The organism is Streptomyces bicolor, from assembly GCF_000719285.1.
Classification (GTDB): domain Bacteria; phylum Actinomycetota; class Actinomycetes; order Streptomycetales; family Streptomycetaceae; genus Streptomyces; species Streptomyces bicolor.
The window spans coordinates 159,548-180,548 of the sequence record NZ_JOFS01000006.1; the positions used below are offsets into that span (position 1 = coordinate 159,548).

Genomic DNA, 21,001 nt, shown 5'->3' on the forward strand with positions numbered 1-21,001 from the left:
GGCCGTACGCCGCCGGTGTCAGCCGGTCAGTACGTCGCCGAAGTACGCGAGGCCCGACGGGCCGCCCAGCGTCGTGCTGCTGAAGGACTTCGCGCCGGTGGCCGTGATGCCGGTGGAGGTGCCGCGCAGGACCCAGACGGAGCCCGCGCCGGCGTTCTCGCCCCGGGCGCCGGAGATCAGCTCCGCGCGGCCGTCCTTGTTCGCGTCGGTCAGGAAGACGGAGTGGCCGTAGTAGTCGTACGACTCGGCGGTGCCCGGCACGCCGCTGGTGTCCTGGGAGAACGACTTGGAGCCGCTGCCGGTCAGACCCGAGGCCGAGCCGCGCAGGACCACGACCGAACCGGCGTCCGCCTTCCCGCTCAGGTCCTCGTTCGCGACGCCGACCGCGATGTCGGTGTAGCCGTCGCCGTTGGTGTCGCCGGCCGAGAGGCTCCAGCCGAAGGCGTCGTTCTTCTCCGACGCGCCCGGGACGCCCGCCGTGTCCTGGGTGATCCGGACCGGGGTGCGGGTGCTCAGCCCGCCCGCGGCGCCGTAGGTCACCGTGACCGCGCCGCCGAGGCCACCGTTCGGCTCGTCCGTGGACTTCTCCATGAAGTTGCCGGTGACGATGTCGCCGTAGCCGTCCTTGTCGACGTCGGCGATGACCGCGTCGTAGCCGCCCGCGACCTTGCTGCCGGCCGTCAGGCCGGAGGCCGAGCCCTTGTAGAGGACGCTGCGGGTGCGGTAGCCGTCGGTGATCTCTTCCTGGCCCATGACCAGCAGGTCGCTCTTGCCGTCACCGGTGACGTCGCCGGCGACGAGCTTGTCGGCGTTGATGCCGGTCTGCTCCATCGTGTCGATGCCGACGAGCTCCGTCGCGGCGCCGGTGCGGGTGAACGGGCCCTTGAAGACGTTCAGTTCGGGGAAGGCGAGGTTCGTCGCGGCCAGGTCGGTGTCGCCGTCGCCGTCGAAGTCGCCGGTGGCGACGGACCAGCCGAGCGCGTTGCGGTTCTCGGGCAGCGGCGAGGAGATGTCGGTGGCGGTCTTCAGGCCGGTCGAGCCGCCCCAGATCACCGTCAGCGCGCCGGAGTCGTCGGTCGAGCCGATCTGCTCGCCGGGCACGCCCACGACCAGGTCCGAGTAGCCGTCGCCGTCCAGGTCGCCGGTGGTCAGGCGCTCACCGAAGTTGTCGGACGACTCCGGGACGCCGGGGATGCCGCTGGTGTCCTGGCTGATGATCTGCCGCTTGCCGGTGTCCAGGCCGCTCGCGGTGCCGTAGACGACGGCGACGTAGCCGGCGTTGCTCTTCCCGGCGATCTTGGCGAGGGGTGCGGCGATGGCGACGTCGCGGTAGCCGTCGCCGTTGAAGTCGCCGGCCAGGCCCGAGGGCGCGGCGGAGGCGGTGGTGGCGGGCAGGGCGGACAGCAGGCCCGTGGTGAGGGTGGCGGCGAGGAGGAGGGTGCGCTTGCGCAAGGTCGGTCTCTCCTGGGAGGCGGGGGCCGGGCCCGTGGGGACGGGCGGGCCCGGCGGCGGGGTGGGGCGGTCGGGCAGTCGGCCGTACGACGACGTCAGCGCCGTACGGCCGACTGTGCGGTCTGCCTGGCTGTTCGGTTCGCTCAGTCCGCGAAGACCGCGCCGAACTGCGGGGATCCGGTCGTCGAGACGCCCGAGTCGCTCGGGGCGACGGAGCGGGAGCCGGACGTGGTGATCTTCGTGCCGTTGGAGGGCAGGTAGGTCAGGCCGCCGTTGCCGGCGTTCTCGTACGAGCCGATGACGAGGTCGGCCTTGCCGTCGCCGGTGACGTCGTCGAGCTTGACGTCGGCGCCGAAGAGGTCGTTGGTCTCGTCGTTGCCGGGGACGCCCGAGGTGCTCTGGGCGAGGCCCTGGATGCCGGACGCGGTGTCGATGCCGTTCGCGGAGCCGTACAGGACGGTGACCTGGCCGGTGTTGCTGACGCCGCCGATGTCCTCGTTCGGGGACGCGACGACCAGGTCCTGGTAGCCGTCGGCGTTGATGTCGCCGAGGTCCAGCTCCCAGCCGAAGCCGTCGCCCTTCTCCGAGCTGCCGGGGACGTTGCCGGTGTTCTGGGTGATGCCGGTGGTGGCGGCGGGGCCCGAGGCGGAGCCGTAGGTGATGTTCACCTTGCCGCCGTTGGCCGCGTCCGGGATGGGCGTGCCGTCGGTGGTGGTGCCGTCCCAGCCGGCGCCGCTGACGATGTCGCCGTAGCCGTCGCCGTTGATGTCGCCGACGGCGGTGATGATGCCGGGCTTGAGGGCCTGGGCGGAGGAGGCGCTGAGGCCGCTCGCGGTGCCGGGCACGTAGTAGTTGGTGTTCCAGCCGTAGTCGGTCTGGTTCTCGTACCCGTCGACGATCAGGTCGGTGCGGTTGTCGCCGTTGACGTCGCCGGCGGTGAGGCTCAGCGGGCCGTACGGGAAGTCGTTGGAGCCGTTCACGATGGGCGGCTTGATGGTGTAGCGGCCGCCGGCGGTGCCGGAGGCGTTGAAGCCGCCCTTGAAGACGTGGATGGTGCTGGAGGAGTTGCCGACGGCCAGATCCGCCTTGCCGTCGCCGTCGAAGTCGCCGGCGGCGAGGTCCTTGCCCCAGTAGTCGTGCGAGGAGGGGGCGGGGTCCGCGACGGTGACGCCGGTGCCGGTGAGGCCGCTCGCCGAGCCCCACAGGATGGCGACGCCGCCGCCGTTGGTGTCGGTGCCGACCTTCTCCCAGGGGGAGGAGACGGCGAGGTCGTCGTATCCGTCGCCGTTGAAGTCGGCGTACGCCGTCTCGCCGCCGAAGCCGTCGCCCGTCTCGGCGGTGCCCGGGGTGCCGGTGGTGTTCTGGCTGATCGTCTTGCGCTTGGCGGACGACACGCCGGTGGCGGTGCCGTACAGCACGACGACCTGACCGGCGGCTTCGCGTCCGCTCACGTAGGCGCCGTGCGCCGAGGCGACGACGTCACCGATGCCGTCGCCGTTGAAGTCGGCGACCGGGACGTGGGCGGAGTCGGCGGCGGTCGCGGTGGACGCGGTGAGCGTGAGCAGCCCGCCCGTCAGCGCGGCCGCGGTGGCCGTCGCGAGGGCGAGTCGCAGGTGGTGCTTGTGCATGCGGGTTCTCCTGCTGCATGCGGGATGCCCTGCGGGGCATCGCAGTCGTTGGGGGTGCCGTTGTCCGTCCGTGTTGGCCGGGAGTTGTCCTCGGGTTCACGTGCGGTTGGCGATCAGGAGACTCGCGGTGGGGCGTCAGGGTTGTACGTGAGTTCGGGGAATTCTTGAGGCGCCAGGGGCTATTCGGGGGTGGCGCCGATTTCGCACCATACGTACTTGCCGTGGCCGCCGCTGGGGCCGTTGACCTGGAACCAGCCCCAGTCGTCGGCGTAGGCGTGGACGAGGTGGAGGCCGCGGCCGGTCTCGTCGTCGTCCGATGCCGACAGGGTTTCGGTGGGTGGTGTGGGGTCCGTGTCCCAGGCGCCGAGGCGGAAGGAGGGGCCGGAGTGGCGGAGCTTCAGGGCGGCGGGGCCGGTGGTGTGGCGGAGGGCGTTGGTGAGGAGTTCGGAGGCGAGGAGTCGGGCGGGTTCGACGAGGGTGGGGAGGTGGTGGGTGGTGAGGATGTCGGAGAGGGTGCGGCGGGAGATGGCTACGGCTCGGGGGTCGTGGGGGATGTAGAGGGTGTACTCCCAGGAAGAGGGCATGGGGGCTCCCGGTTTGTGGGGTGTGGGGTTGGGGGCGGTGGCTCCGTCGACCGCGCGGTGGGCTGTGGGCAGGGCGCGGTGATGCTCTTCCGCTCCGGTGAGTGGTCGGTGCGTCACTGACGGTAGAGGTAAAGCTTTCCCTCCGTCAATCGGAACTGGGATACTGACGCCCTCAACTCCCGGGGAAGAAGGGGCTTATGGCATCCAGGGCTGTGATCACGGCACGTCAGGAACGGCTCGGTGCCGAACTGCGCAAGCTGCGGGAACGGGCTGGTCTGACCCTTCGGGTGGCTGCGAAGGCCGCGGGCATCGCCGAGAGCAAGTTGTCCAGCACGGAGGCCGGCCGGGTCGGCGTGAGTGCGGAGCGCGTACGGCATTTGGCCAGTCAGTACGCCTGTGATGACGACGCTCTTGTCGACGCGCTGGTGGCCATGGCGACCGAGCGGGTGCGCGGATGGTGGGAGGAGTATCGGGGCCGTGTGCCGTCCGGCTACCTGGACCTGGCTGAACTGGAGTATCACGCCCGGTATTTGAGGAACTTCGAGAGCGTGCACATCCCGGGCCTGCTTCAGACCGAGGACCAGGTGCGAGCGATCTTCGCCGGGTCGGTTCCGAGGCTCTCGGGCGAGGAGTTGGAGACGCGCGTCCGGTTCCGGCTTCGCCGACAGGGGGTCCTGACGGGACTGCGCTACGAGGCGCTGATCCATGAGGCGGCGCTGCGGATCAGGGTGGCTGACAGGAAGGTGGCTCGGGAACAGTTGTTGCAGCTCCTGGAGCGGTCCGAGCTTCCCCAGGTCGGCATCCGCGTGGTGCCCTTCGACGCTGACGGCTTCGGCGGTGTGGTCGACCCTGCCGCCTACGCGGGCGGCCCGGTGGCGCAGTTGGACACCGTGGTGCTGGACAGCCAGCACGGCAGTGCTTTCTTGGATGCAGAGGCTCAGCTGGCCCGTTATCGCGAGGTACTTCGCAAGATGGAGGGGGCCGCGATGGGGGTCGTAGAGTCACGGGAGTTGATCCACCGAATCGCACAGAGCATGTGAGGTACCGACATGTCACACGGCATCGACTGGCAGAAGTCGTCGTTCTCCAGTGGCGGCGACGCAGCGAACTGTGTGGAGGTCGCCGCCACTCAGGAAACCCTCCTCCTCCGCGAAAGCGACGAGCCCGGCACGATGATCACCACCACCGCCACCGGACTCGCCGCCCTCATACGCCATCTCAGTCGCTGAACGCCCCGCCCATCTCCGGCAGTTCCGTCAGCCCACTCGCCGTCGGCCCCTCGCTCGAGCCGCGCAGCAACACGCTGACGTTCGCCGCGCCGATGCCCAGGTCCGCCTTGCCGTCGCCCGTCACGTCGCGCAGGCGGAGGGTGTAGCCGAAGCCCACGTTCGAGTCGGCCGGGCCCTGAACCGTCTGCGGGATCCATGAGGACCGCGCACCGTCCAGGCCGCCGGAGCCGCCGCGGAACACGTGGACGCCGCCCTGGTCTTCCAGGCCGTTCACGTCCTCGTGCGGCACGCCGACCACCAGGTCCGCGTAGCCGTCGCCGTTGGTGTCGCCGGCCGAGACGGCGTAGCCGAAGTTGTCGTCCGTCTCGGGGCTGCCGGAGACGCCGGAGCTGGCCTGGTTGTACGTCATCGAGCCGCTCGGGCCCGAGGACGCGCCGCGCCAGACGCTGACGATGCCCTTGCCGCTGTTGTTGTCGGGCAGGCCGACGGCGATGTCGCCGTAGCCGTCCTTGTTGAAGTCGCCGATCGCCGCGGTCCAGGGATCGCTGATGTACGTCTTGGAGGCGCCCGACGTCAGGCCGCCCGAGGCACCCTTGAGGAACCAGATGCGGGGGGTCGGCGTGTTGTCGATGAACTGCGTGCCGAGCACCACCAGGTCGGTCTTGCCGTCGCCGTTGACCCTGCCGGCGGCGAGGCCGTTCGAGTACCAGCCCTGGCCCTCCTTGTCGATCTTGCTGACGCTGCCGGTGGTGCCCGACCTGGTGAAGCCGCCGCGGTACAGCCAGGCCTCCAGGCCGCCGATGACCGCGAGGTCGGGCGAGCCGTCACCGTTGAAGTCGCCGGTGGCGAGGTCGCGGCCGAAGTGCGAGTTCGCCCCGGTCGCGCTGCCCCTCGGGGCGAGGGTGGTGCCGCCCTTGAGGCCGCTCGACGAGCCCCACAGGATGGTGACCGTGCCGCGGTACTCGTCGCTGCCCACGTGTTCCGTGGGGTTGCCGACGATCAGGTCCGCGTAGCCGTCCTTGTTGAGGTCGGCACTGGCGATGCTCTCGCCGAAGTTGTCGTCCTCTTCGCCGGACCCGGGGACGTCGGCACTGTCCTGGTCGATGACCTGGGTGCGGGAGGTGTCGAGGCCGCCGGACTTGCCGTAGACGACGGTGACGGCGCCACCGTCGTGGTTCACCCGGTTGTAACCGCGGTACGCCACGTCCCGGTAGCCGTCACCGTTGAAGTCGTCGTAGTGCTTGGCGACCGCGGCGGACGCCGGCGTGCTCAGGGCGAGCGGGGTCAGGCCCGCGGTGAGGAGGGCGGCGGCCAGGGCCGCCGAGGTGTGTCTGTGCATGGGGGAGTGGGCTCCTTGGGTCTAGCCGGCCGTGATCATGCCGAGTCGGGGGTCGTCGCCGACGCCGCTCGACGAGCCGTACGCGATGCCGACGGCACCCGCCCACCACATCCCGCCGACCCGGGCCTGGGGTGGCCGCGGCGACGGCGTCCTTGTAGCCGTCCCCGTTGAAGTCGGCCGCGTACTGCCCGGTCGCGGCCGTCGCGGGCGTGGCCGCCGTGAAGGTGAGCAGACCGCCCGTCAGCGCGGCGGTGGTCGCCGTCGCGAGGGCGAGGCGCAGAGGGTGGTGCGTGTGCATGCGGGGTCTCCTGCTGCATGCGGGGATGCCTGGCGGGGCAACCGCAGTCGGTGGGTGCCGCTCCACCGGTGTTCGCTGGGAGTTGTCCACGGCTTCACCGGTGGTTCGGCGATCAGGAGACGCTCGGAGGGGCGTAAGGGTTGTACGTCAGTTCGGGACAATGTTGAGGCGGCTGAGGCGGGCCGTCTTCTTCGGCGTGGAGGCGCTGTCGCTGGGCCGACGGTGAACAAGGGCCGCCTAGCGGCGCGGCCGCTCAGTCGCCGCCGCCACCACCTCCACCGCCACCACCGTCTCCGCCCCCACCCCCGCTGTCGCCGCCGCCCCCACCGCTGTCGCCCCCGCCCCAGCCGTCGCTGCCGCCACCGGGCTCGTTGTCGGCGCCGCTGTTGCCGAGGTTGCTGTACCAGGGGCGGTCCCAGCCGTCGTCGAGGGCGAACGGCTCACCCCCGTTGAACGGGCGCCGCTCCGACCGGAACCGTGCCCAGCCCGTCGTGTCCCCGAGCGCGAAGGCGACTGCGAAGGTCTGCGCCATGACGGCATCCAGCGGGTCGGGGCTCTCGTACCGCACAGGGGACAGCGGCAGCAGTACCGCGCCCGGCTCGAGCGCCGGTCGGCGCGGGGGCCGTCCCAGCAGGGCGACGGGGTATCCGTTGCGCAGCAGCCGCGAGCTCACCGCGTTCTCCCGCCGCAGCACCCAGTGCTGCCCGGGGAGCCGTACCTCGACGTAACTCTTCGACCTGCGCACCTTCTTCCAGAGTGCGAGCTCCGCCGTGACGTCGCCGATCGTCAGACACAGGCCCTTGGAAGGGTCGGGGGCGTCGCGGCGGAAGCCGTACGGCGCTCGGATCCGTACGACGGGAGCGTGCGGCCCCCAGACGTCCACGCGTACCAGGCGCCGGTCCACCGCAACAGCGATCGGCCCGGCGGGTCCCGGCGCGAACCGCCGGGCGATCCACAGCGGTACGCCCTCGGCCCAGGCTCGGGCTGCCAGGGCCGCCACCTGGTCGGGCCCACCACACCGCCATACGGCCAATTCCCCCAGCCGGTGGGCGAACTCAGCCGCCCGCCGCACCCGTACCAGTGTGGTGGTGCCGGTGATGCGGGTCAGGGGAACGACCCCGGTCCCGTGCGCCAGCCGGTGCAGCGGGCGCTCCGCCCCGCCGCCTCCGAGCCAGCACCCGCGCTGGAACGCCTCCGCCATGGCGCCGAGGTTCAGCTCACTCAACGGCATGGTCCTGCCGCCGTTGCGCAGCCAGTCCGCGGTCAACTCCACGGTCCGGGCCAGCGGATTCCTCGACTGCTCGCTGTACAGCACCTGCCTCACGACACCCCCCGCATTTTTGGGCCTACAAGGCAGAGCGTGCCCGGCCCCTTCGCGGTTCCACGTGACGCGTCCCAAGCGGATCGCAGGCGGATCCCGAACAGGTCCCGAACAGATCCCGAACTGATCCCCTACGGCGCCAGGAACGCCGAGGTGGAGAACGTCACCGACGGCTCCGCCGCCACCAGCCCCTCCTCCACCCCCGGATACACGGCCACCGTGTCCTTCGTCTCGCCGACGTACGCTCGCACCACCAGATCCGCCCGCCCGTCCCCGTCGAAGTCGCCGACGGTCACGACGCGCGTGGTGCCCTGTGCCGGCGGCTCGACCGTCACCACGCCCCTCGTCGCGAGGCCTGCCTTACGGCCTGGGAAGACGCGCAACCGCGAGCCGCTGGAGACGAGTTCGGCGAGGCCGTCGCCGTCGAAGTCGGCGGCGTCGAGCATGGAGCCGGGGACGTCGAGGGTGGCGCGGGTGGCGGTGGTCGGGAGGTCGTAGCGCAGGGACGTTCCGTCGAGGGTGCCGATCGCCGCGTCCAGGGCGGCCCTGCCCTTGCCGAAGGCGCCGAGGGCGACGTCGATGCCGGAGGGGAGGGTGGCGCCCGTGCGGGTGGGGCCGGTGGGGCCGCCGAGGACGAGGGACGAGGGGCCGGCGCCTTCCGTCGTACGGATCACCAGGTCGTCGTATCCGTCGCCGTTGACGTCGGCGGACGGGCCCGTGGGGACGTTGCCGGGAGCCGGGACCGGCGCGCCCGCGGTGCGCGGGGTGCCCTCACGGGTGAACGGGCCCCGCAGGAAGCTCAGTCGGCCGCCCGACGCGTGGACGACCAGGTCCTGGGCGTCGTCGCCGTCGAAGTCGCCGCACACCGGCTGGTCGGGCCAGTCGTTGCCGACGCGGGCGGCGGCGGGGAAGGTGAGCTTGACCGCCTTGCCGGTGAGGCCGTTCGGGGAGCCGAAGAGGAGCTGGAGGGGGACCGGGGGCCGGCCCTGGCCGTCGTAGGGCGGGTCGGTGGAGACGACCAGGTCCGTGAAGCCGTCGCCGTCCAGGTCGCAGGTCTCCTCCGCGTCGAAGACGGCAGGGAGCTGCCCCTTCGTCGGAGCCGCCTGCCGCCGCGGGCTGAGCAACTGCCGTGCGCCGGGCGTCAGTCCGCGGTCGCTGCCGTAGACGACGCCGATGCCCGCGTCGTCGGCGTGGGCCTGGGCCTTGACCAGGTCGTTGAGGACGAGGTCGCGCTGGCCGTCGCCGTTGAAGTCGTCGGGGGTCCCGCTGCCCTCGCCGCGGGGGACGGGGAGCCGCGCGGGGGCGTCGGCCGCCTGGACCGGGGTGTGCCGGGCCGACTCGGTGTCGCCGTCGTGCGGGGTGGGGCCGCAGGCCGACGCGGCCAGCAGGAGGGCCGCGCTCATGACCGCCGTACACGTCCCGGCTCTTCGCGTGCGCACCGATCACCTCGTCAGCACCAGGGGCAACAACCGGGTAATCATGCACGCGTTCGAGAGGGGGTGACAGACCCGTGCACGCATCGCGTGGGCGCGGGTCTAGGTTATGCGGTGACATCCGGCCAACTCGGGGAGCTCCCATGCCAGTTGAACGCCCGCTGATCAACAGCAACGTGCCGCATTCCGCCCGGATCTGGAACTACTGGCTCGGCGGCAAGGACTGCTACGAGATAGACCGGCAGGTCGGCGACCAGATCGCGGCCGGCAACCCGGCGATCCTCGACATCGCCCTGGCCCAGCGGGCGTTCCTCGTGCGGACGGTGGAGTACCTCGTCCGCGAGGCCGGCATCCGTCAGTTCCTGGACGTCGGCACCGGGCTGCCGACCGCGAACAACACCCACGAGGTCGCCCAGCGGCTCGTCCCCGAGACCCGGATCGTCTACGTCGACCACGACCCGGTCGTCCTGGCCCACGCCGAGGCGCTGCTCACCAGCTCGCCCGAGGGCGCCACCGACTACATCGACGCCGACCTGCGCGAGCCCGAGGCCATCCTCGAACAGGCCGCCAAGACCCTGGACTTCACCCAGCCGGTCGCGCTGATCCTGCTGGGGATCACCGCCCACATCACCGACGACACCGTCTACGACATCGTCGGCCGCCTGATGGACGCCCTGCCCTCCGGCAGCCACCTCGTCCTCTGCGACGACACCGAGGTGCTCAACCCGCGGCAGATGCGGGAGATGATCGAGCAGTGGAACGAGGCGAGCGACAACCCGCGGATCAACCGCAGCCCGGAGGAACTCGCCCGGTTCTTCGAAGGGCTGGAGCTGCTGGAGCCCGGTGTCGTGTCCGTCACGCGGTGGCGCCCCAGCGAGCCGGGTGACGAGGCGCCGGCGGAGGTCGACGACTTCGGAGGCGTGGCGCGCAAGCCGTAAGCGGCTGTGCGGCTCAGCCGCGAGGGACACGCACCATGAACACGTCCACCCGGTCCTCGGTCTCGACGGTGAACCCGTGCCGCTCGTACAGCCGTCGGGCCTGGCTGCCCTGCAGCACGTTCAACCGGACGACGACACCGGCGCGGTCACACCGCTCCAGCAGCCCGCGCAGCACGCCCGAACCGATACCGCCGCCCTGCAGCCGCGGGTCCAGGTAGAAGTGCTCCAGCCAGTGCGCGTCCCCGTCCGGCCGCAGCGCCACACAGCCGGCGAACGCGCCGCCCACCTCGATCAGCCAGGTGTGCGCCGGCTCGAATCCGTCCCGCAGCCGCTGCCGCACCCGCTGGGCGTCGTACCGCCCGAGCCGTTCCAGGTCCGCCCGCAGCACGACCGCGCGCAGCTCGGCCACCGCCTCGACGTCCGACGCCGAGGCGGGCCGTATCTCCCAGTCCGCCATGATCGGTACGCTAGCGGCCCCGCGCTCGCCCTCGCGGCCCGGGCACGCACCGCACCCGACAAGATCTAGTAATACATCCGCGATGTCTTCAGAATTGCACCGGACGGGCATTGTCATTGTCATTCCAGATAATCACCGTTGACGGATATTCCCCCGAATGCCAGATGTCCTGTGCTGTCCGGCGCTCGTTAGGTGGGCGTGACTTGGCAGGAAAGACATGCAGTTGAGGGTGGTCCGTTCCGCTCGCGGCAGGCAGCTGATCAGACCACTGGGGAAAGCGTCACGCACTGCTCGGATCTGCTCGAGGACTTCCTGAGAACCATCGGTCGGATGGAGAGTGAATATCTCCGGGCGTCGATGGAAGGGGAAAGGTTCTAGAAATGAGGACCGACTATGACGCGCTAGACGATCACCCTCATTACACGCAGCAGGTCGACACGCAGCAATTCTGGCAGGTTCCCGATCCGACGATCACGTCGGAGGCATGGGATCCGGACGCCGAGCTGGCCCAGATGCTGAACACGACGCACGGTATGCATCTGGATCCGGTTGCGCCCCTGCTGGACGACGGCACACGTCTGCTGGACAGAGACGCCCGCCCGCTCGACCGGGACACCCGGCTGGACAGGGACAGGGGGAGGGACACCCGCCCGCGCCGCCCGGTCAATCGGCGGCGGCCCCAGGCAGGCGCTCACATCCTCGGCGGAAATCCGAGGATCATCACCGTCGCGGTTCTGGTCGCGGCCATCACGGTGTGCGCCGTGACGATGCTGACCTGGTCCATTTCGTATTCGTACGATCAGCTTCGCAGCATCGCGCTGCTCGTCGTGTCGCCGAAACTGGCGGAATGGTGGCCGCTGACGGTGTACGGGCCGTGGCTGTTAGCGGGACTGTCCATCCTGCGGGCATCGGTTCAGCGCAGAACCGCCCGGCGGTCCTGGGCGGTCATGCTGGTCTCCTCCGGTGTGGCGGTGGCCCTCTGCATCGGCCAGTCACCGCATTCCCTGCTCGCGATGGTGGTCGTGGGAATTCCGCCGATCACCGCCCTGATCTGCTTTCGCGAGCTTGTCGGCCAGTTCTCGTCGCGGCCCGGCCCCAAGCACGCCGCCGACCCGGTGAACGGTTCGAAGCAGTCGAAGTCCTGACGGACCGGGCAGCCGGTCAGGACCGGTACGGCTGCTGCGGCTGCCCGTAGGACTGCTGTCCGCCCTGACCGCCGGCGGCCTGCGCCTGCAACTGCTCCGCCTGCTCCGTGGTGACCTTCTGCTCGGCGCCGCAGAAGGTGCACTGCGTCGCGTACTTCGTGGAGAACGGGAACAGCGGCACGAAGAACAGCGTGAACTTCGTGACGCGCTTCCTGAGGGTGTGCGCGGACGGGTTGCCGCACTGGCCGCACACCAGCGTGAGTATCGCGAGCTGGTAGAGGTAGCCCTTGGTGCCGAAAATGATCACGCCGTAGCTCCTTTCCGATCAGTTCCTGCCATACAGTTCCCCCGGGTGGGCGTTGGGGACGCCCGTTCGGGGAGGGCACATGCGCTCTGCGCTGATGTGGATCGTACGGCTGTGCGCGCTGGTGGGGTGGATCGCGACAGCGGTCGCTTGTGTGTGGCTGCTGGGGGCCACCGCCATGGTGCGGCCGTGGCACGGGCCGCTCGTATGGGGCGCGGTCGCCGTGGGGTGTGCGGTGGTGCGGGTGGTGGGGCTGTGGGTGCTCCGTGACGAGCCCGGCGACGACGCGTTCACGGGCGACCTCTGGGTCAGGCTCCGCACGGGTGCCGTCTGGCTCCTCGTGACGTTCTGCTCCGCCGTGTTCTTCGTCGCCCTGCTGACCTCGGCCGGCGCGAGCGAGAGGCTCGACCGCCTGCGTTCGGCGGGTGTCGAGGTCAGTACGGCGACCGTTGTGGATCGGCAGTCGACCCGTGAGGAGTCCGACGGCGAAGGTGGCGTGAAGGGGTACGCGTCACGGCTGATGGTCTCCGTGCCGGGCGGTGCCGAACGGCTCATCGTGCGCGGTGCGTACACCCACGAGGAGCCGCGCGAGGGGACCGAGATCGACGTCCTGTGGGCCCGGTCCGCGCCGGAACTCGGCGGTTACGCCAACGAGGGCAGGGACCTGCACGCGCTCGCGGGCAATCGCTGGAGTGCCTTCCAGGACGACGAACTCGGCGTCGCGTCGGTGATCGCCTTCGTCGTCATCGGGCTCATCGGCGCCGTCCTGGGCCTGGTGTTCACCCTCGTACCCGATGCCGACACCTCCAGGAACTGGCCTGGTCCGCCCCGCTCCAGACCGTGCGCGCCGTGCTCGCCGGGGCACTGCTGTGGGGCTGGAGCCCCCTGCTGCTGGGGCACACCCCGAGCGTCCCGCAGATGCTCTGGGTCCTCGGCGCGTTCCTGCTCGTCCTGCTGGGCCAGGTCTTCACCTCGGTCCGCAGCCTGGGCTGACGTACGACGGCGCCCCCTGCCCGGTGAGGACAGGGGGCGCCAAGACGGCCGTAGCGGCTACTTCACCGGCTCGGGCTCCGGCTCGCTCTCCGCCTCCGCCGTGTCCTCGGGGTCCACCGGCGTCTTGACCGACTCCAGCAGCAGCTGGGCGACGTCGACGACCTGGATGGACTCCTTGGCCTTGCCGTCGTTCTTCTTGCCGTTCACGGAGTCCGTGAGCATGACCAGGCAGAACGGGCAGGCGGTCGAGATGATGTCGGGGTTCGTCGAGAGGGCCTCGTCGACGCGCTCGTTGTTGATGCGCTTGCCGATCCGCTCCTCCATCCACATCCGCGCACCACCGGCGCCACAGCAGAAGCCGCGCTCCTTGTGGCGGTGCATCTCCTCGTTACGCAGGCCCGGGACGCCCGCGATGATCTCGCGCGGGGGCGTGTAGATCTTGTTGTGGCGGCCCAGGTAGCACGGGTCGTGGTAGGTGATGATGCCCTCGACCGGGGTCACCGGGATCAGCTTGCCCTCGTCGACCAGGTGCTGCAGCAGCTGGGTGTGGTGGATGACCTCGTAGTCGCCGCCGATCTGCGGGTACTCGTTGCCGAGCGTGTTGAGGCAGTGCGGGCAGGTGGCGACGATCTTCTTGGCCGACTTCGGCTTGCGGGACTCCTCCGTCACCTTGCCCTCGTCGTCCATCTCCTCGCCGAACGCCATGTTCAGAGCCATGACGTTCTCCATACCGAGCTCCTGGAACAGGGGCTCGTTGCCGAGGCGGCGGGCGGAGTCACCGGTGCACTTCTCGTCGCCGCCCATGATCGCGAACTTGACGCCCGCGATGTGCAGCAGCTCGGCGAAGGCCTTGGTGGTCTTCTTGGCCCGGTCCTCCAGGGCGCCGGCGCAGCCGACCCAGTACAGGTACTCGACCTCGGTGAGGTCCTCGATGTCCTTGCCGACGACCGGGACCTCGAAGTCGACCTCCTTGAGCCACTCCAGGCGCTGCTTCTTGGCCAGGCCCCAGGGGTTGCCCTTCTTCTCCAGGTTCTTGAGCATCGTGCCCGCCTCGGACGGGAACGCGGACTCGATCATCACCTGGTAGCGGCGCATGTCGAGGATGTGGTCGATGTGCTCGATGTCCACCGGGCACTGCTCGACACAGGCGCCGCAGGTGGTGCAGGACCACAGCACGTCCGGGTCGATGACGCCGTTCTCTTCGACGGTGCCGATAAGCGGGCGCTCGGCTTCCGCGAGGGCGGCGGCGGGGACGTCCTTGAGCTGCTCCTCGGAGGCCTTCTCCTCGCCCTCCATCGTCTTGCCGCCGCCGGCCAGCAGGTACGGGGCCTTGGCGTGCGCGTGGTCGCGCAGCGACATGATCAGGAGCTTGGGGGAGAGGGGCTTGCCGGTGTTCCAGGCGGGGCACTGCGACTGGCAGCGGCCGCACTCGGTGCAGGTGGAGAAGTCCAGCAGGCCCTTCCAGGAGAACTGCTCGACCTGGGAGACACCGAAGACGTCGTCGTCACCGGGGTCGGTGAAGTCGATCGGCTTGCCGCCCGAGGTCATCGGCTGGAGCGCGCCGAGGGCCGTCTCGCCCGTCGCGTTGCGCTTGAACCAGATGTTCGGGAAGCCCAGGAAGCGGTGCCAGGCGACGCCCATGTTGGTGTTGAGCGAGACCGTGATCATCCAGATCATGGTCGTGCTCAGCTTGATCATCGCGAACAGGTAGACGAGGTTCTGGAGCGTGGCGACGCTCAGGCCCTTGAAGGCGAGGACCAGCGGGTACGAGGCGAAGTACGCGGCCTCGAAGTGGTCCACGTGGTGCAGTGCGCCTTCCAGACCGCGCAGGACGTAGATCGCGAGACCGATGGTGAAGATGACGTACTCGACGAAGTACGCCTGGCCCATCTTCGAGCCCGCGAACCGCGACTTGCGGCCCGCCCGCGAGGGCAGGCTCAGCAGGCGGATGACCATCAGCGTGACGATGCCGAGGGTGGTCATCGCGGCGATGAACTCGATGTACAGCTCGTACGGCAGGAAGCCGCCGATGACCGGCAGCGTCCAGTCGGCCTCGAAGAGCTGGCCGTACGCCGTGATGATGGTCGGCGGCAGCGTCAGGAAGCCGACCGCCACGAACCAGTGGGCGATGCCGACGATGCCCCACCGGTTCATCCGGGTGTGACCGAGGAACTCCCGCACCAGCGTGACGCTGCGCGCGTAGGGGTTGTCGGTACGGCTGCCGGCAGGCACCGGCTGGCCGAGCTTGAAGTACCGGACGAACTGGCCGATGGCGCGTGCGAGCAGCGCAACGCCGACCACGGTCAGGACCAGCGACACGATGATCGCGGCGAGTTGCATTTCGGGGCTCCTCGGGCCTGCGAGGGGTTCTTCGAGGGGATCCGTACCGCGATCCCTCGACATTACTAAGCGGTAACTTATGCAGTCCGTCTGAGACTACCCCCATCTTCCGTCGCACTGTAGCCAGGTGCGGGGTGATCTGAGTCGCTGAGGGTTGCCTTAAGATCCGATCGTGTTATTCGTCTCAAAATGGGTTATACGGCACTAACCTAGCTGCGTGCTGTACGGGATCGCCGCCGCCACCACCGCCCTCCTCCTCGCCGCCTTCCTCTCGGCGCTGTTCCGGCTGCCCGCGCTGCGCCTCGGCATCATCGACCGTCGGCGGCAGCGGCCCCTGCCGTTGCTCGGCGGTATGGGCGTCGTCCTCACGACCTGCCTGGTCGTGGCCGGCTGGGAGTGGGCGGGGGTCGCCCCGCTGGGTCCCGAGATCAGACGGCTGCTGATCGCCGCGGGCGCCGTCGCCCTGCTCGGGCTGGTCGCCGACGTGCGCCGGGTGAAGGCACGGTTCCTGGTCGGCGGTACGGCGGTGGCGGCGGCCTTCGTGGTGCCGTACGGCGAGACGGGCTTCCTGCTGGGGGTGCCGGCCGTCGGTCTGATCGTCCTCGTCGCCGTCGGTTTCAAGGCGCTCGACCATGCGGACGGGCTGGCCGGGACCGTCGGGGTCGTCACCGCCTTCGGGGTCGGTGTGCTCGCGGCGGCCGAGGTGATGGACGCGCTCGCCGTGCTGCTGAGCGTGCTGGCGGCTGCGCTGACCGGGTTCCTGATGCACAACTGGCCTCCCGCGCGGATCGGGTTCGGGGCGTGCGGGTCCCTGTTCACCGGGTTCGTGCTGGCGGCGTCGGCCGTGATGACCCGGGCCGGTCGGGATCCGGTGTCGAGCCTGGGCGTCCTCTATGCGCTCACCGCGCTCGCCACCGCCGACGTGCTCCTCGTGGCGCTGTCCCGCCGGCTGGCCGGGCGCCCGCTGCTGCGCGGCGCACCCGACCATCTCGCCCACCGCCTGCGCCGCCTCGGCCTCACCCCGCAGGGCGTGACGATCCTGCTGGGGGTCGCGGCCTTCGCCGGGGTACTCGTCGGCGTCCTCGTGCACATGGGGTGGATGGCGGTGTCCGGGTTGTACTGGGTGGGGGCGACCGCCCTCATCGCCGTACTCGGATTTCTGCGGATCAAGGTCTACGGGGCTCGGCGTCAACCCTATTTGACGGTGGGGGAACCCTTCCGAACGTCCAGCCATGCCACATCTACGCAGGTCAGGGCCCCGTTGCGTGTAAGGAACGGATAAGAGTTGAGCGGGGTCGACTCAGCTCTGTTGACCGGGTGGCAGGCGTCATGCACACTTGAGTCCGTTCCACTCAAGTCAGCTGGAGGAATCAACCATGGCACGTGCGGTCGGCATCGACCTGGGCACGACTAACTCCGTCGTCAGCGTTCTGGAGGGCGGCGAGCCCACCGTCATCACCAACGCCGAGGGCGCCAGGACCACGCCGTCCGTCGTCGCCTTCGCCAAGAACGGCGAGGTGCTGGTCGGCGAGGTGGCCAAGCGCCAGGCGGTCACCAACGTGGACCGGACCATCCGCTCCGTGAAGCGCCACATGGGCACGGACTGGAAGATCGAGCTCGACGGGAAGCCCTTCAACCCGCAGCAGATCTCCGCGTTCATCCTCCAGAAGCTGAAGCGGGACGCCGAGTCCTACCTGGGCGAGAAGGTGACCGACGCGGTCATCACCGTCCCGGCGTACTTCAACGACTCCGAGCGCCAGGCGACGAAGGAGGCCGGCGAGATCGCCGGTCTGAACGTCCTGCGCATCGTCAACGAGCCCACCGCGGCCGCGCTCGCGTACGGCCTCGACAAGGACGACCAGACGATCCTCGTCTTCGACCTCGGTGGTGGCACCTTCGACGTGTCCCTCCTGGAGATCGGCGACGGCGTCGTCGAGGTGAAGGCCACCAACGGTGACAACCACCTCGGTGGTGACGACTGGGACCAGCGCATCGTCGACTACCTGGTCCAGCAGTTCCAGTCCGGCCACGGCGTGGACCTGGGCAAGGACAAGATGGCTCTGCAGCGTCTGCGCGAGGCCGCCGAGAAGGCGAAGATCGAGCTGTCCTCGTCCACCGAGACCTCGATCAACCTGCCCTACATCACCGCCTCCGCCGAGGGCCCGCTGCACCTGGACGAGAAGCTCACCCGGGCTCAGTTCCAGCAGCTGACCGCGGACCTGCTGGAGCGCTGCAAGACCCCGTTCTTCAACGTCATGAAGGACGCCGGCGTCTCCATCAACGAGATCGACCACGTCGTCCTCGTCGGTGGCTCCACCCGTATGCCCGCCGTCGCCGAGCTCGTCAAGGAGCTGACCGGCGGCAAGGAGGCCAACAAGGGCGTGAACCCGGACGAGGTCGTCGCCATCGGCGCCTCGCTCCAGGCCGGTGTCCTCAAGGGTGAGGTCAAGGACGTCCTGCTCCTCGACGTGACCCCGCTGTCCCTCGGCATCGAGACCAAGGGCGGCATCATGACCAAGCTCATCGAGCGCAACACCACGATCCCGACCAAGCGGTCCGAGATCTTCACCACGGCCGAGGACAACCAGCCGTCCGTGCAGATCCAGGTCTACCAGGGCGAGCGCGAGATCGCGGCGTACAACAAGAAGCTCGGCATGTTCGAGCTGACCGGTCTGCCGCCGGCGCCGCGTGGCGTCCCGCAGATCGAGGTGTCCTTCGACATCGACGCCAACGGCATCATGCACGTGACCGCCAAGGACCTGGGCACGGGCAAGGAGCAGAAGATGACCGTCACCGGCGGCTCCTCGCTGCCGAAGGACGAGGTCGACCGGATGCGCCAGGAGGCCGAGCAGTACGCGGAGGAGGACCACCGCCGCCGCGAGGCCGCCGAGACCCGCAACCAGGGCGAGCAGCTCGTCTACCAGACGGAGAAGTTCCTCAAGGACAACGAGGACAAGGTCCCCGGCGAGGTCAAGACCGAGGTCGAGGCCGCCGTCGAGGAGCTGAAGACCGCGCTCAAGGGCGAGGACACCGCCGAGATCCGCACCGCCACCGAGAAGGTCGCCGCGGTCTCCCAGAAGGTCGGCCAGGCCATGTACGCCGACGCCCAGGGCGCGCAGGCCGCGGGCGGCCCCGAGGGCGCCGCCCCGGGTGGCAAGGCCGCTGACGACGACGTCGTGGACGCCGAGATCGTGGACGACGAGCGCAAGGACGGTGCCGCGTGACGGAGGAGACCCCGGGCTTCGAGGAGAAGCCCGACGTCCCCTCCGGCGCGACCCCCGACGACGCCGAGTCGAAGGCCGCTCCCCAGGAGGGGGCGGCCCCGGCCGGGGACGTATCAGCAGCGGACGCCGGTCTGGTGGCCCAGCTGGACCAGGTGCGTACGGCGCTCGGTGAGCGCACGGCGGACCTCCAGCGGCTCCAGGCCGAGTACCAGAACTACCGCCGCCGCGTGGAGCGGGACCGGATCACGGTCAAGGAGATCGCCATCGCGAACCTCCTGACCGAGCTCCTGCCCGTGCTCGACGACATCGGCCGCGCGCGGGAACACGGCGAACTCGTCGGCGGATTCAAGTCCGTCGCGGAGTCGCTGGAGACCGTCGCGGCGAAGATGGGTCTGCAGCAGTTCGGCAAGGAGGGCGAGCCCTTCGACCCGACGATCCACGAGGCGCTGATGCACAGCTACGCGCCGGACGTCACCGAGACGACCTGCGTCGCGATCCTCCAGCCGGGGTATCGCATCGGCGAGCGCACCATCCGCCCCGCGCGGGTGGCCGTCGCCGAGCCCCAGCCGGGCGCGCAGACCGTCAAGGCCGAGGAGTCTGCCGAGGCGGCCGACGACAAGGAGAGCGGTGGCCCGGACGAGGGCTGACGTTGAACTGACGACGAGAGAGGAGGGACGTCGAGGATGAGCACCAAGGACTTCATCGAGAAGGACTTCTACAAGGTCCTCGGCGTCCCCAAGGACGCCACCGAGGCCGAGATCAAGAAGGCGTACCGGAAGCTCGCCCGCGAGTACCACCCGGACGCCAACAAGGGCAACGCCAAGGCGGAGGAGCGCTTCAAGGAGATCTCCGAGGCGAACGACGTCCTCGGCGACCCCAAGAAGCGCAAGGAGTACGACGAGGCACGCGCCCTCTTCGGCAACGGCGGCTTCCGCCCGGGGCCGGGCGGCGCGGGCGGCTCCTTCAACTTCGACCTGGGCGACCTCTTCGGAGGCGGCGCCCAGGGCCAGGGGGGAGCCGGCGGCTTCGGCGGCGGACTCGGTGACGTCTTCGGGGGCCTGTTCAACCGCGGCGGTACGGGCGCCACCCGTACCCAGCCCCGGCGCGGCCAGGACATCGACACCGAGGTCACCCTCAGCTTCACCGAGGCGATCGAGGGCGCGACGGTCCCGCTGCGGATGTCCTCGCAGTCACCGTGCAAGGCCTGCGCCGGCACCGGCGACAAGAACGGCACGCCCAGGGTGTGCCCGACCTGCGTCGGCACCGGCCAGGTGGCCCGGGGTTCGGGCGGGGGCTTCTCCCTCACCGACCCCTGCCCGGACTGCAAGGGGCGCGGCCTGATGGCCGAGCACCCCTGCCTGGAGTGCAAGGGCAGCGGGCGCGCGAAGTCGTCCAGGACCATGCAGGTCCGCATCCCGGCCGGGGTGTCGGACGGCCAGCGCATCCGGCTGCGCGGCAAGGGAGCGCCCGGTGAGCGCGGTGGCCCGGCGGGCGATCTGTACGTCACCGTGCACGTCGACGCCCACCCGGTGTTCGGCCGCAAGGACGACAACCTCACGGTGACCGTCCCCGTGACCTTCACGGAGGCGGCCCTCGGCGGCGAGGTCAGGGTCCCCACCCTGGGCGGACCGCCGGTCACCCTGAAACTGCCGCCCGGCACGCCCAACGGTCGCACCATGCGGGCGCGGGGCAAGGGCGCGGTCCGCAAGGACGGCACCCGCGGGGACCTGCTGGTCACCGTCGAGGTGAGTGTCCCGAAGGACCTGACGGGGAAGGCTCGTGACGCACTCGAGGCGTATCGCGAGGCGACCGCGGACGAGGATCCGCGGGCGGAGCTGTTCCAGGCCGCGAAGGGAGCTTGATCGAGATGGACGGCCGTCGACGCAACCCGTATGAACTGACCGAGGAAACCCCGGTCTACGTCATCTCGGTGGCGGCCCAGCTCTCCGGCCTGCACCCGCAGACACTGCGCCAGTACGACCGCCTGGGCCTGGTGTCCCCGGACCGCACCGCCGGCCGGGGCCGCCGCTACTCGGCCCGCGACATCGAACTGCTCCGCCAGGTGCAGCAGTTGTCGCAGGACGAGGGCATCAACCTGGCCGGTATCAAGCGCATCATCGAACTGGAGAACCAGGTCGCGGCGCTCCAGTCCCGGATCGCGGAGATGCAGGCGGCCCTGGACGGAGCGGCGGCGGCGATGCAGCAGCGCGAGGCGGCGGTGCACGCGTCGTACCGCCGGGATCTGGTCCCGTACCAGGAAGTGCAGCAGACCAGCGCGCTGGTGGTGTGGCGGCCGAAGTCCAAGGACTAGGCAGG

General features: G+C 69.9%; 19 protein-coding genes. 10 read left to right on the forward strand and 9 right to left on the reverse strand.

All coding sequences use genetic code 11. From position 1 onward, the window contains the following. Window positions 1-18 precede the first annotated feature (18 nt). From IF78_RS50400 to IF78_RS0109595, 3 genes are all read right to left on the reverse strand, one after another. A complete protein-coding gene (locus IF78_RS50400; protein WP_031482879.1) occupies window positions 19-1,452 on the reverse strand; it encodes an FG-GAP-like repeat-containing protein in 1,434 nt (477 codons plus the stop codon). A 143-nt stretch (window positions 1,453-1,595) separates the two neighbouring features. Continuing rightward, window positions 1,596-3,080 carry an FG-GAP and VCBS repeat-containing protein gene (locus tag IF78_RS0109590; protein WP_031482877.1) on the reverse strand — a complete coding sequence of 495 codons (1,485 nt, stop codon included), beginning with the start codon at window positions 3,078-3,080 and terminating at the stop codon, window positions 1,596-1,598. Between the two features lie 179 nt (window positions 3,081-3,259). Next, window positions 3,260-3,664, reverse strand: a complete 405-nt coding sequence (locus IF78_RS0109595; protein ID WP_031482875.1) for an ATP-binding protein — start codon at window positions 3,662-3,664, stop codon at window positions 3,260-3,262. A gap of 197 nt (window positions 3,665-3,861) precedes the next feature. Between IF78_RS0109595 and IF78_RS0109600 the strand changes: the two genes are divergently transcribed. Continuing rightward, the gene (locus tag IF78_RS0109600) at window positions 3,862-4,704 is read left to right on the forward strand and encodes a helix-turn-helix domain-containing protein (protein ID WP_031482872.1); all 843 of its coding nucleotides are present in this window, start codon (window positions 3,862-3,864) and stop codon (window positions 4,702-4,704) included. Window positions 4,705-4,713: 9 nt separating this feature from the next. Beyond that, window positions 4,714-4,893, forward strand: coding sequence for a DUF397 domain-containing protein (locus IF78_RS0109605; RefSeq protein WP_031482870.1), 180 nt, complete (start codon window positions 4,714-4,716; stop codon window positions 4,891-4,893). On the opposite strand, the gene IF78_RS0109610 is transcribed toward IF78_RS0109605, so the two are convergent. The 3 genes from IF78_RS0109610 to IF78_RS0109625 form a co-directional block, all read right to left on the reverse strand. Continuing rightward, window positions 4,883-6,232, reverse strand: a complete 1,350-nt coding sequence (locus IF78_RS0109610; protein WP_031482869.1) for an FG-GAP and VCBS repeat-containing protein — start codon at window positions 6,230-6,232, stop codon at window positions 4,883-4,885. The genes IF78_RS0109605 and IF78_RS0109610 overlap by 11 nt on opposite strands. A 551-nt stretch (window positions 6,233-6,783) precedes the next feature. After that, a complete protein-coding gene (locus IF78_RS48840) occupies window positions 6,784-7,854 on the reverse strand; it encodes a hypothetical protein (RefSeq protein WP_031482866.1) in 1,071 nt (356 codons plus the stop codon). Between the two features lie 128 nt (window positions 7,855-7,982). Further along, on the reverse strand, window positions 7,983-9,254 hold the full coding sequence (locus tag IF78_RS0109625; protein WP_051827627.1) for an FG-GAP repeat domain-containing protein: 1,272 nt from the start codon (window positions 9,252-9,254) through the stop codon (window positions 7,983-7,985). 173 nt (window positions 9,255-9,427) lie between these two features. Here IF78_RS0109625 and IF78_RS0109630 point away from each other — a divergent pair, with 173 nt between their 5' ends. Then, on the forward strand, window positions 9,428-10,222 hold the full coding sequence (locus IF78_RS0109630; RefSeq protein ID WP_031482863.1) for an SAM-dependent methyltransferase: 795 nt from the start codon (window positions 9,428-9,430) through the stop codon (window positions 10,220-10,222). 13 nt (window positions 10,223-10,235) lie between these two features. Here IF78_RS0109630 and IF78_RS0109635 read toward each other — a convergent pair whose 3' ends face one another. After that, window positions 10,236-10,679 carry a GNAT family N-acetyltransferase gene (locus tag IF78_RS0109635; protein ID WP_031482861.1) on the reverse strand — a complete coding sequence of 148 codons (444 nt, stop codon included), beginning with the start codon at window positions 10,677-10,679 and terminating at the stop codon, window positions 10,236-10,238. Between the two features lie 380 nt (window positions 10,680-11,059). Here IF78_RS0109635 and IF78_RS0109640 point away from each other — a divergent pair, with 380 nt between their 5' ends. Next, window positions 11,060-11,824 (forward strand): DUF2637 domain-containing protein, encoded by a 765-nt coding sequence (locus IF78_RS0109640; protein ID WP_031482859.1) that lies wholly within the window; start codon window positions 11,060-11,062, stop codon window positions 11,822-11,824. Window positions 11,825-11,840: 16 nt separating this feature from the next. Here IF78_RS0109640 and IF78_RS0109645 read toward each other — a convergent pair whose 3' ends face one another. Then, window positions 11,841-12,131 carry a zinc-ribbon domain-containing protein gene (locus IF78_RS0109645; RefSeq protein ID WP_031482857.1) on the reverse strand — a complete coding sequence of 97 codons (291 nt, stop codon included), beginning with the start codon at window positions 12,129-12,131 and terminating at the stop codon, window positions 11,841-11,843. Between the two features lie 837 nt (window positions 12,132-12,968). Here IF78_RS0109645 and IF78_RS48330 point away from each other — a divergent pair. Next, window positions 12,969-13,121 (forward strand): hypothetical protein, encoded by a 153-nt coding sequence (locus IF78_RS48330; RefSeq protein WP_158751323.1) that lies wholly within the window; start codon window positions 12,969-12,971, stop codon window positions 13,119-13,121. Between the two features lie 57 nt (window positions 13,122-13,178). Here IF78_RS48330 and IF78_RS0109660 read toward each other — a convergent pair whose 3' ends face one another. Continuing rightward, complete coding sequence (locus IF78_RS0109660) at window positions 13,179-15,461, reverse strand: (Fe-S)-binding protein (protein WP_031482855.1); 2,283 nt, start codon at window positions 15,459-15,461, stop codon at window positions 13,179-13,181. Window positions 15,462-15,678: 217 nt separating this feature from the next. On the opposite strand from IF78_RS0109660, the gene IF78_RS0109665 reads away from it, so the two are divergent. The 5 genes from IF78_RS0109665 to IF78_RS0109685 all read left to right on the forward strand — a co-directional run bounded on the left by IF78_RS0109665 (window position 15,679) and on the right by IF78_RS0109685 (window position 20,996). After that, entirely contained in the window at window positions 15,679-16,743 is a 1,065-nt protein-coding gene (locus IF78_RS0109665) for an MraY family glycosyltransferase (RefSeq protein ID WP_031482853.1), read from the forward strand. Window positions 16,744-16,837: 94 nt separating this feature from the next. Beyond that, on the forward strand, window positions 16,838-18,685 hold the full coding sequence (dnaK, locus tag IF78_RS0109670; protein ID WP_031482851.1) for a molecular chaperone DnaK: 1,848 nt from the start codon (window positions 16,838-16,840) through the stop codon (window positions 18,683-18,685). After that, window positions 18,682-19,332 (forward strand): nucleotide exchange factor GrpE, encoded by a 651-nt coding sequence (gene grpE / locus IF78_RS0109675; RefSeq protein ID WP_031482849.1) that lies wholly within the window; start codon window positions 18,682-18,684, stop codon window positions 19,330-19,332. The genes dnaK and grpE overlap by 4 nt, the downstream gene beginning before the upstream one ends. A 36-nt stretch (window positions 19,333-19,368) precedes the next feature. Continuing rightward, window positions 19,369-20,547 carry a molecular chaperone DnaJ gene (dnaJ, locus tag IF78_RS0109680; RefSeq protein WP_031482847.1) on the forward strand — a complete coding sequence of 393 codons (1,179 nt, stop codon included), beginning with the start codon at window positions 19,369-19,371 and terminating at the stop codon, window positions 20,545-20,547. 5 nt (window positions 20,548-20,552) lie between these two features. Next, a complete protein-coding gene (locus IF78_RS0109685; protein ID WP_031482845.1) occupies window positions 20,553-20,996 on the forward strand; it encodes a heat shock protein transcriptional repressor HspR in 444 nt (147 codons plus the stop codon). Window positions 20,997-21,001 lie beyond the last annotated feature (5 nt).

What these genes read in the sequence shown, in the direction of transcription:
- IF78_RS0109605 (WP_031482870.1), top strand. Translation starts at nt 4,714, where the DNA reads ATGTCACACGGCATCGACTGGCAGAAGTCGTCGTTCTCCAGTGGCGGC.
- IF78_RS0109635 (WP_031482861.1), bottom strand. Translation starts at nt 10,679, where the DNA reads ATGGCGGACTGGGAGATACGGCCCGCCTCGGCGTCGGACGTCGAGGCG.
- IF78_RS0109685 (WP_031482845.1), top strand. Translation starts at nt 20,553, where the DNA reads ATGGACGGCCGTCGACGCAACCCGTATGAACTGACCGAGGAAACCCCG.
- IF78_RS0109630 (WP_031482863.1), top strand. Translation starts at nt 9,428, where the DNA reads ATGCCAGTTGAACGCCCGCTGATCAACAGCAACGTGCCGCATTCCGCC.
- dnaJ (WP_031482847.1), top strand. Translation starts at nt 19,369, where the DNA reads ATGAGCACCAAGGACTTCATCGAGAAGGACTTCTACAAGGTCCTCGGC.
- IF78_RS0109590 (WP_031482877.1), bottom strand. Translation starts at nt 3,080, where the DNA reads ATGCACAAGCACCACCTGCGACTCGCCCTCGCGACGGCCACCGCGGCC.
- dnaK (WP_031482851.1), top strand. Translation starts at nt 16,838, where the DNA reads ATGGCACGTGCGGTCGGCATCGACCTGGGCACGACTAACTCCGTCGTC.
- IF78_RS0109660 (WP_031482855.1), bottom strand. Translation starts at nt 15,461, where the DNA reads ATGCAACTCGCCGCGATCATCGTGTCGCTGGTCCTGACCGTGGTCGGC.
- IF78_RS0109600 (WP_031482872.1), top strand. Translation starts at nt 3,862, where the DNA reads ATGGCATCCAGGGCTGTGATCACGGCACGTCAGGAACGGCTCGGTGCC.
- IF78_RS0109625 (WP_051827627.1), bottom strand. Translation starts at nt 9,254, where the DNA reads ATGAGCGCGGCCCTCCTGCTGGCCGCGTCGGCCTGCGGCCCCACCCCG.
- IF78_RS0109640 (WP_031482859.1), top strand. Translation starts at nt 11,060, where the DNA reads ATGAGGACCGACTATGACGCGCTAGACGATCACCCTCATTACACGCAG.
- IF78_RS0109595 (WP_031482875.1), bottom strand. Translation starts at nt 3,664, where the DNA reads ATGCCCTCTTCCTGGGAGTACACCCTCTACATCCCCCACGACCCCCGA.
- IF78_RS0109610 (WP_031482869.1), bottom strand. Translation starts at nt 6,232, where the DNA reads ATGCACAGACACACCTCGGCGGCCCTGGCCGCCGCCCTCCTCACCGCG.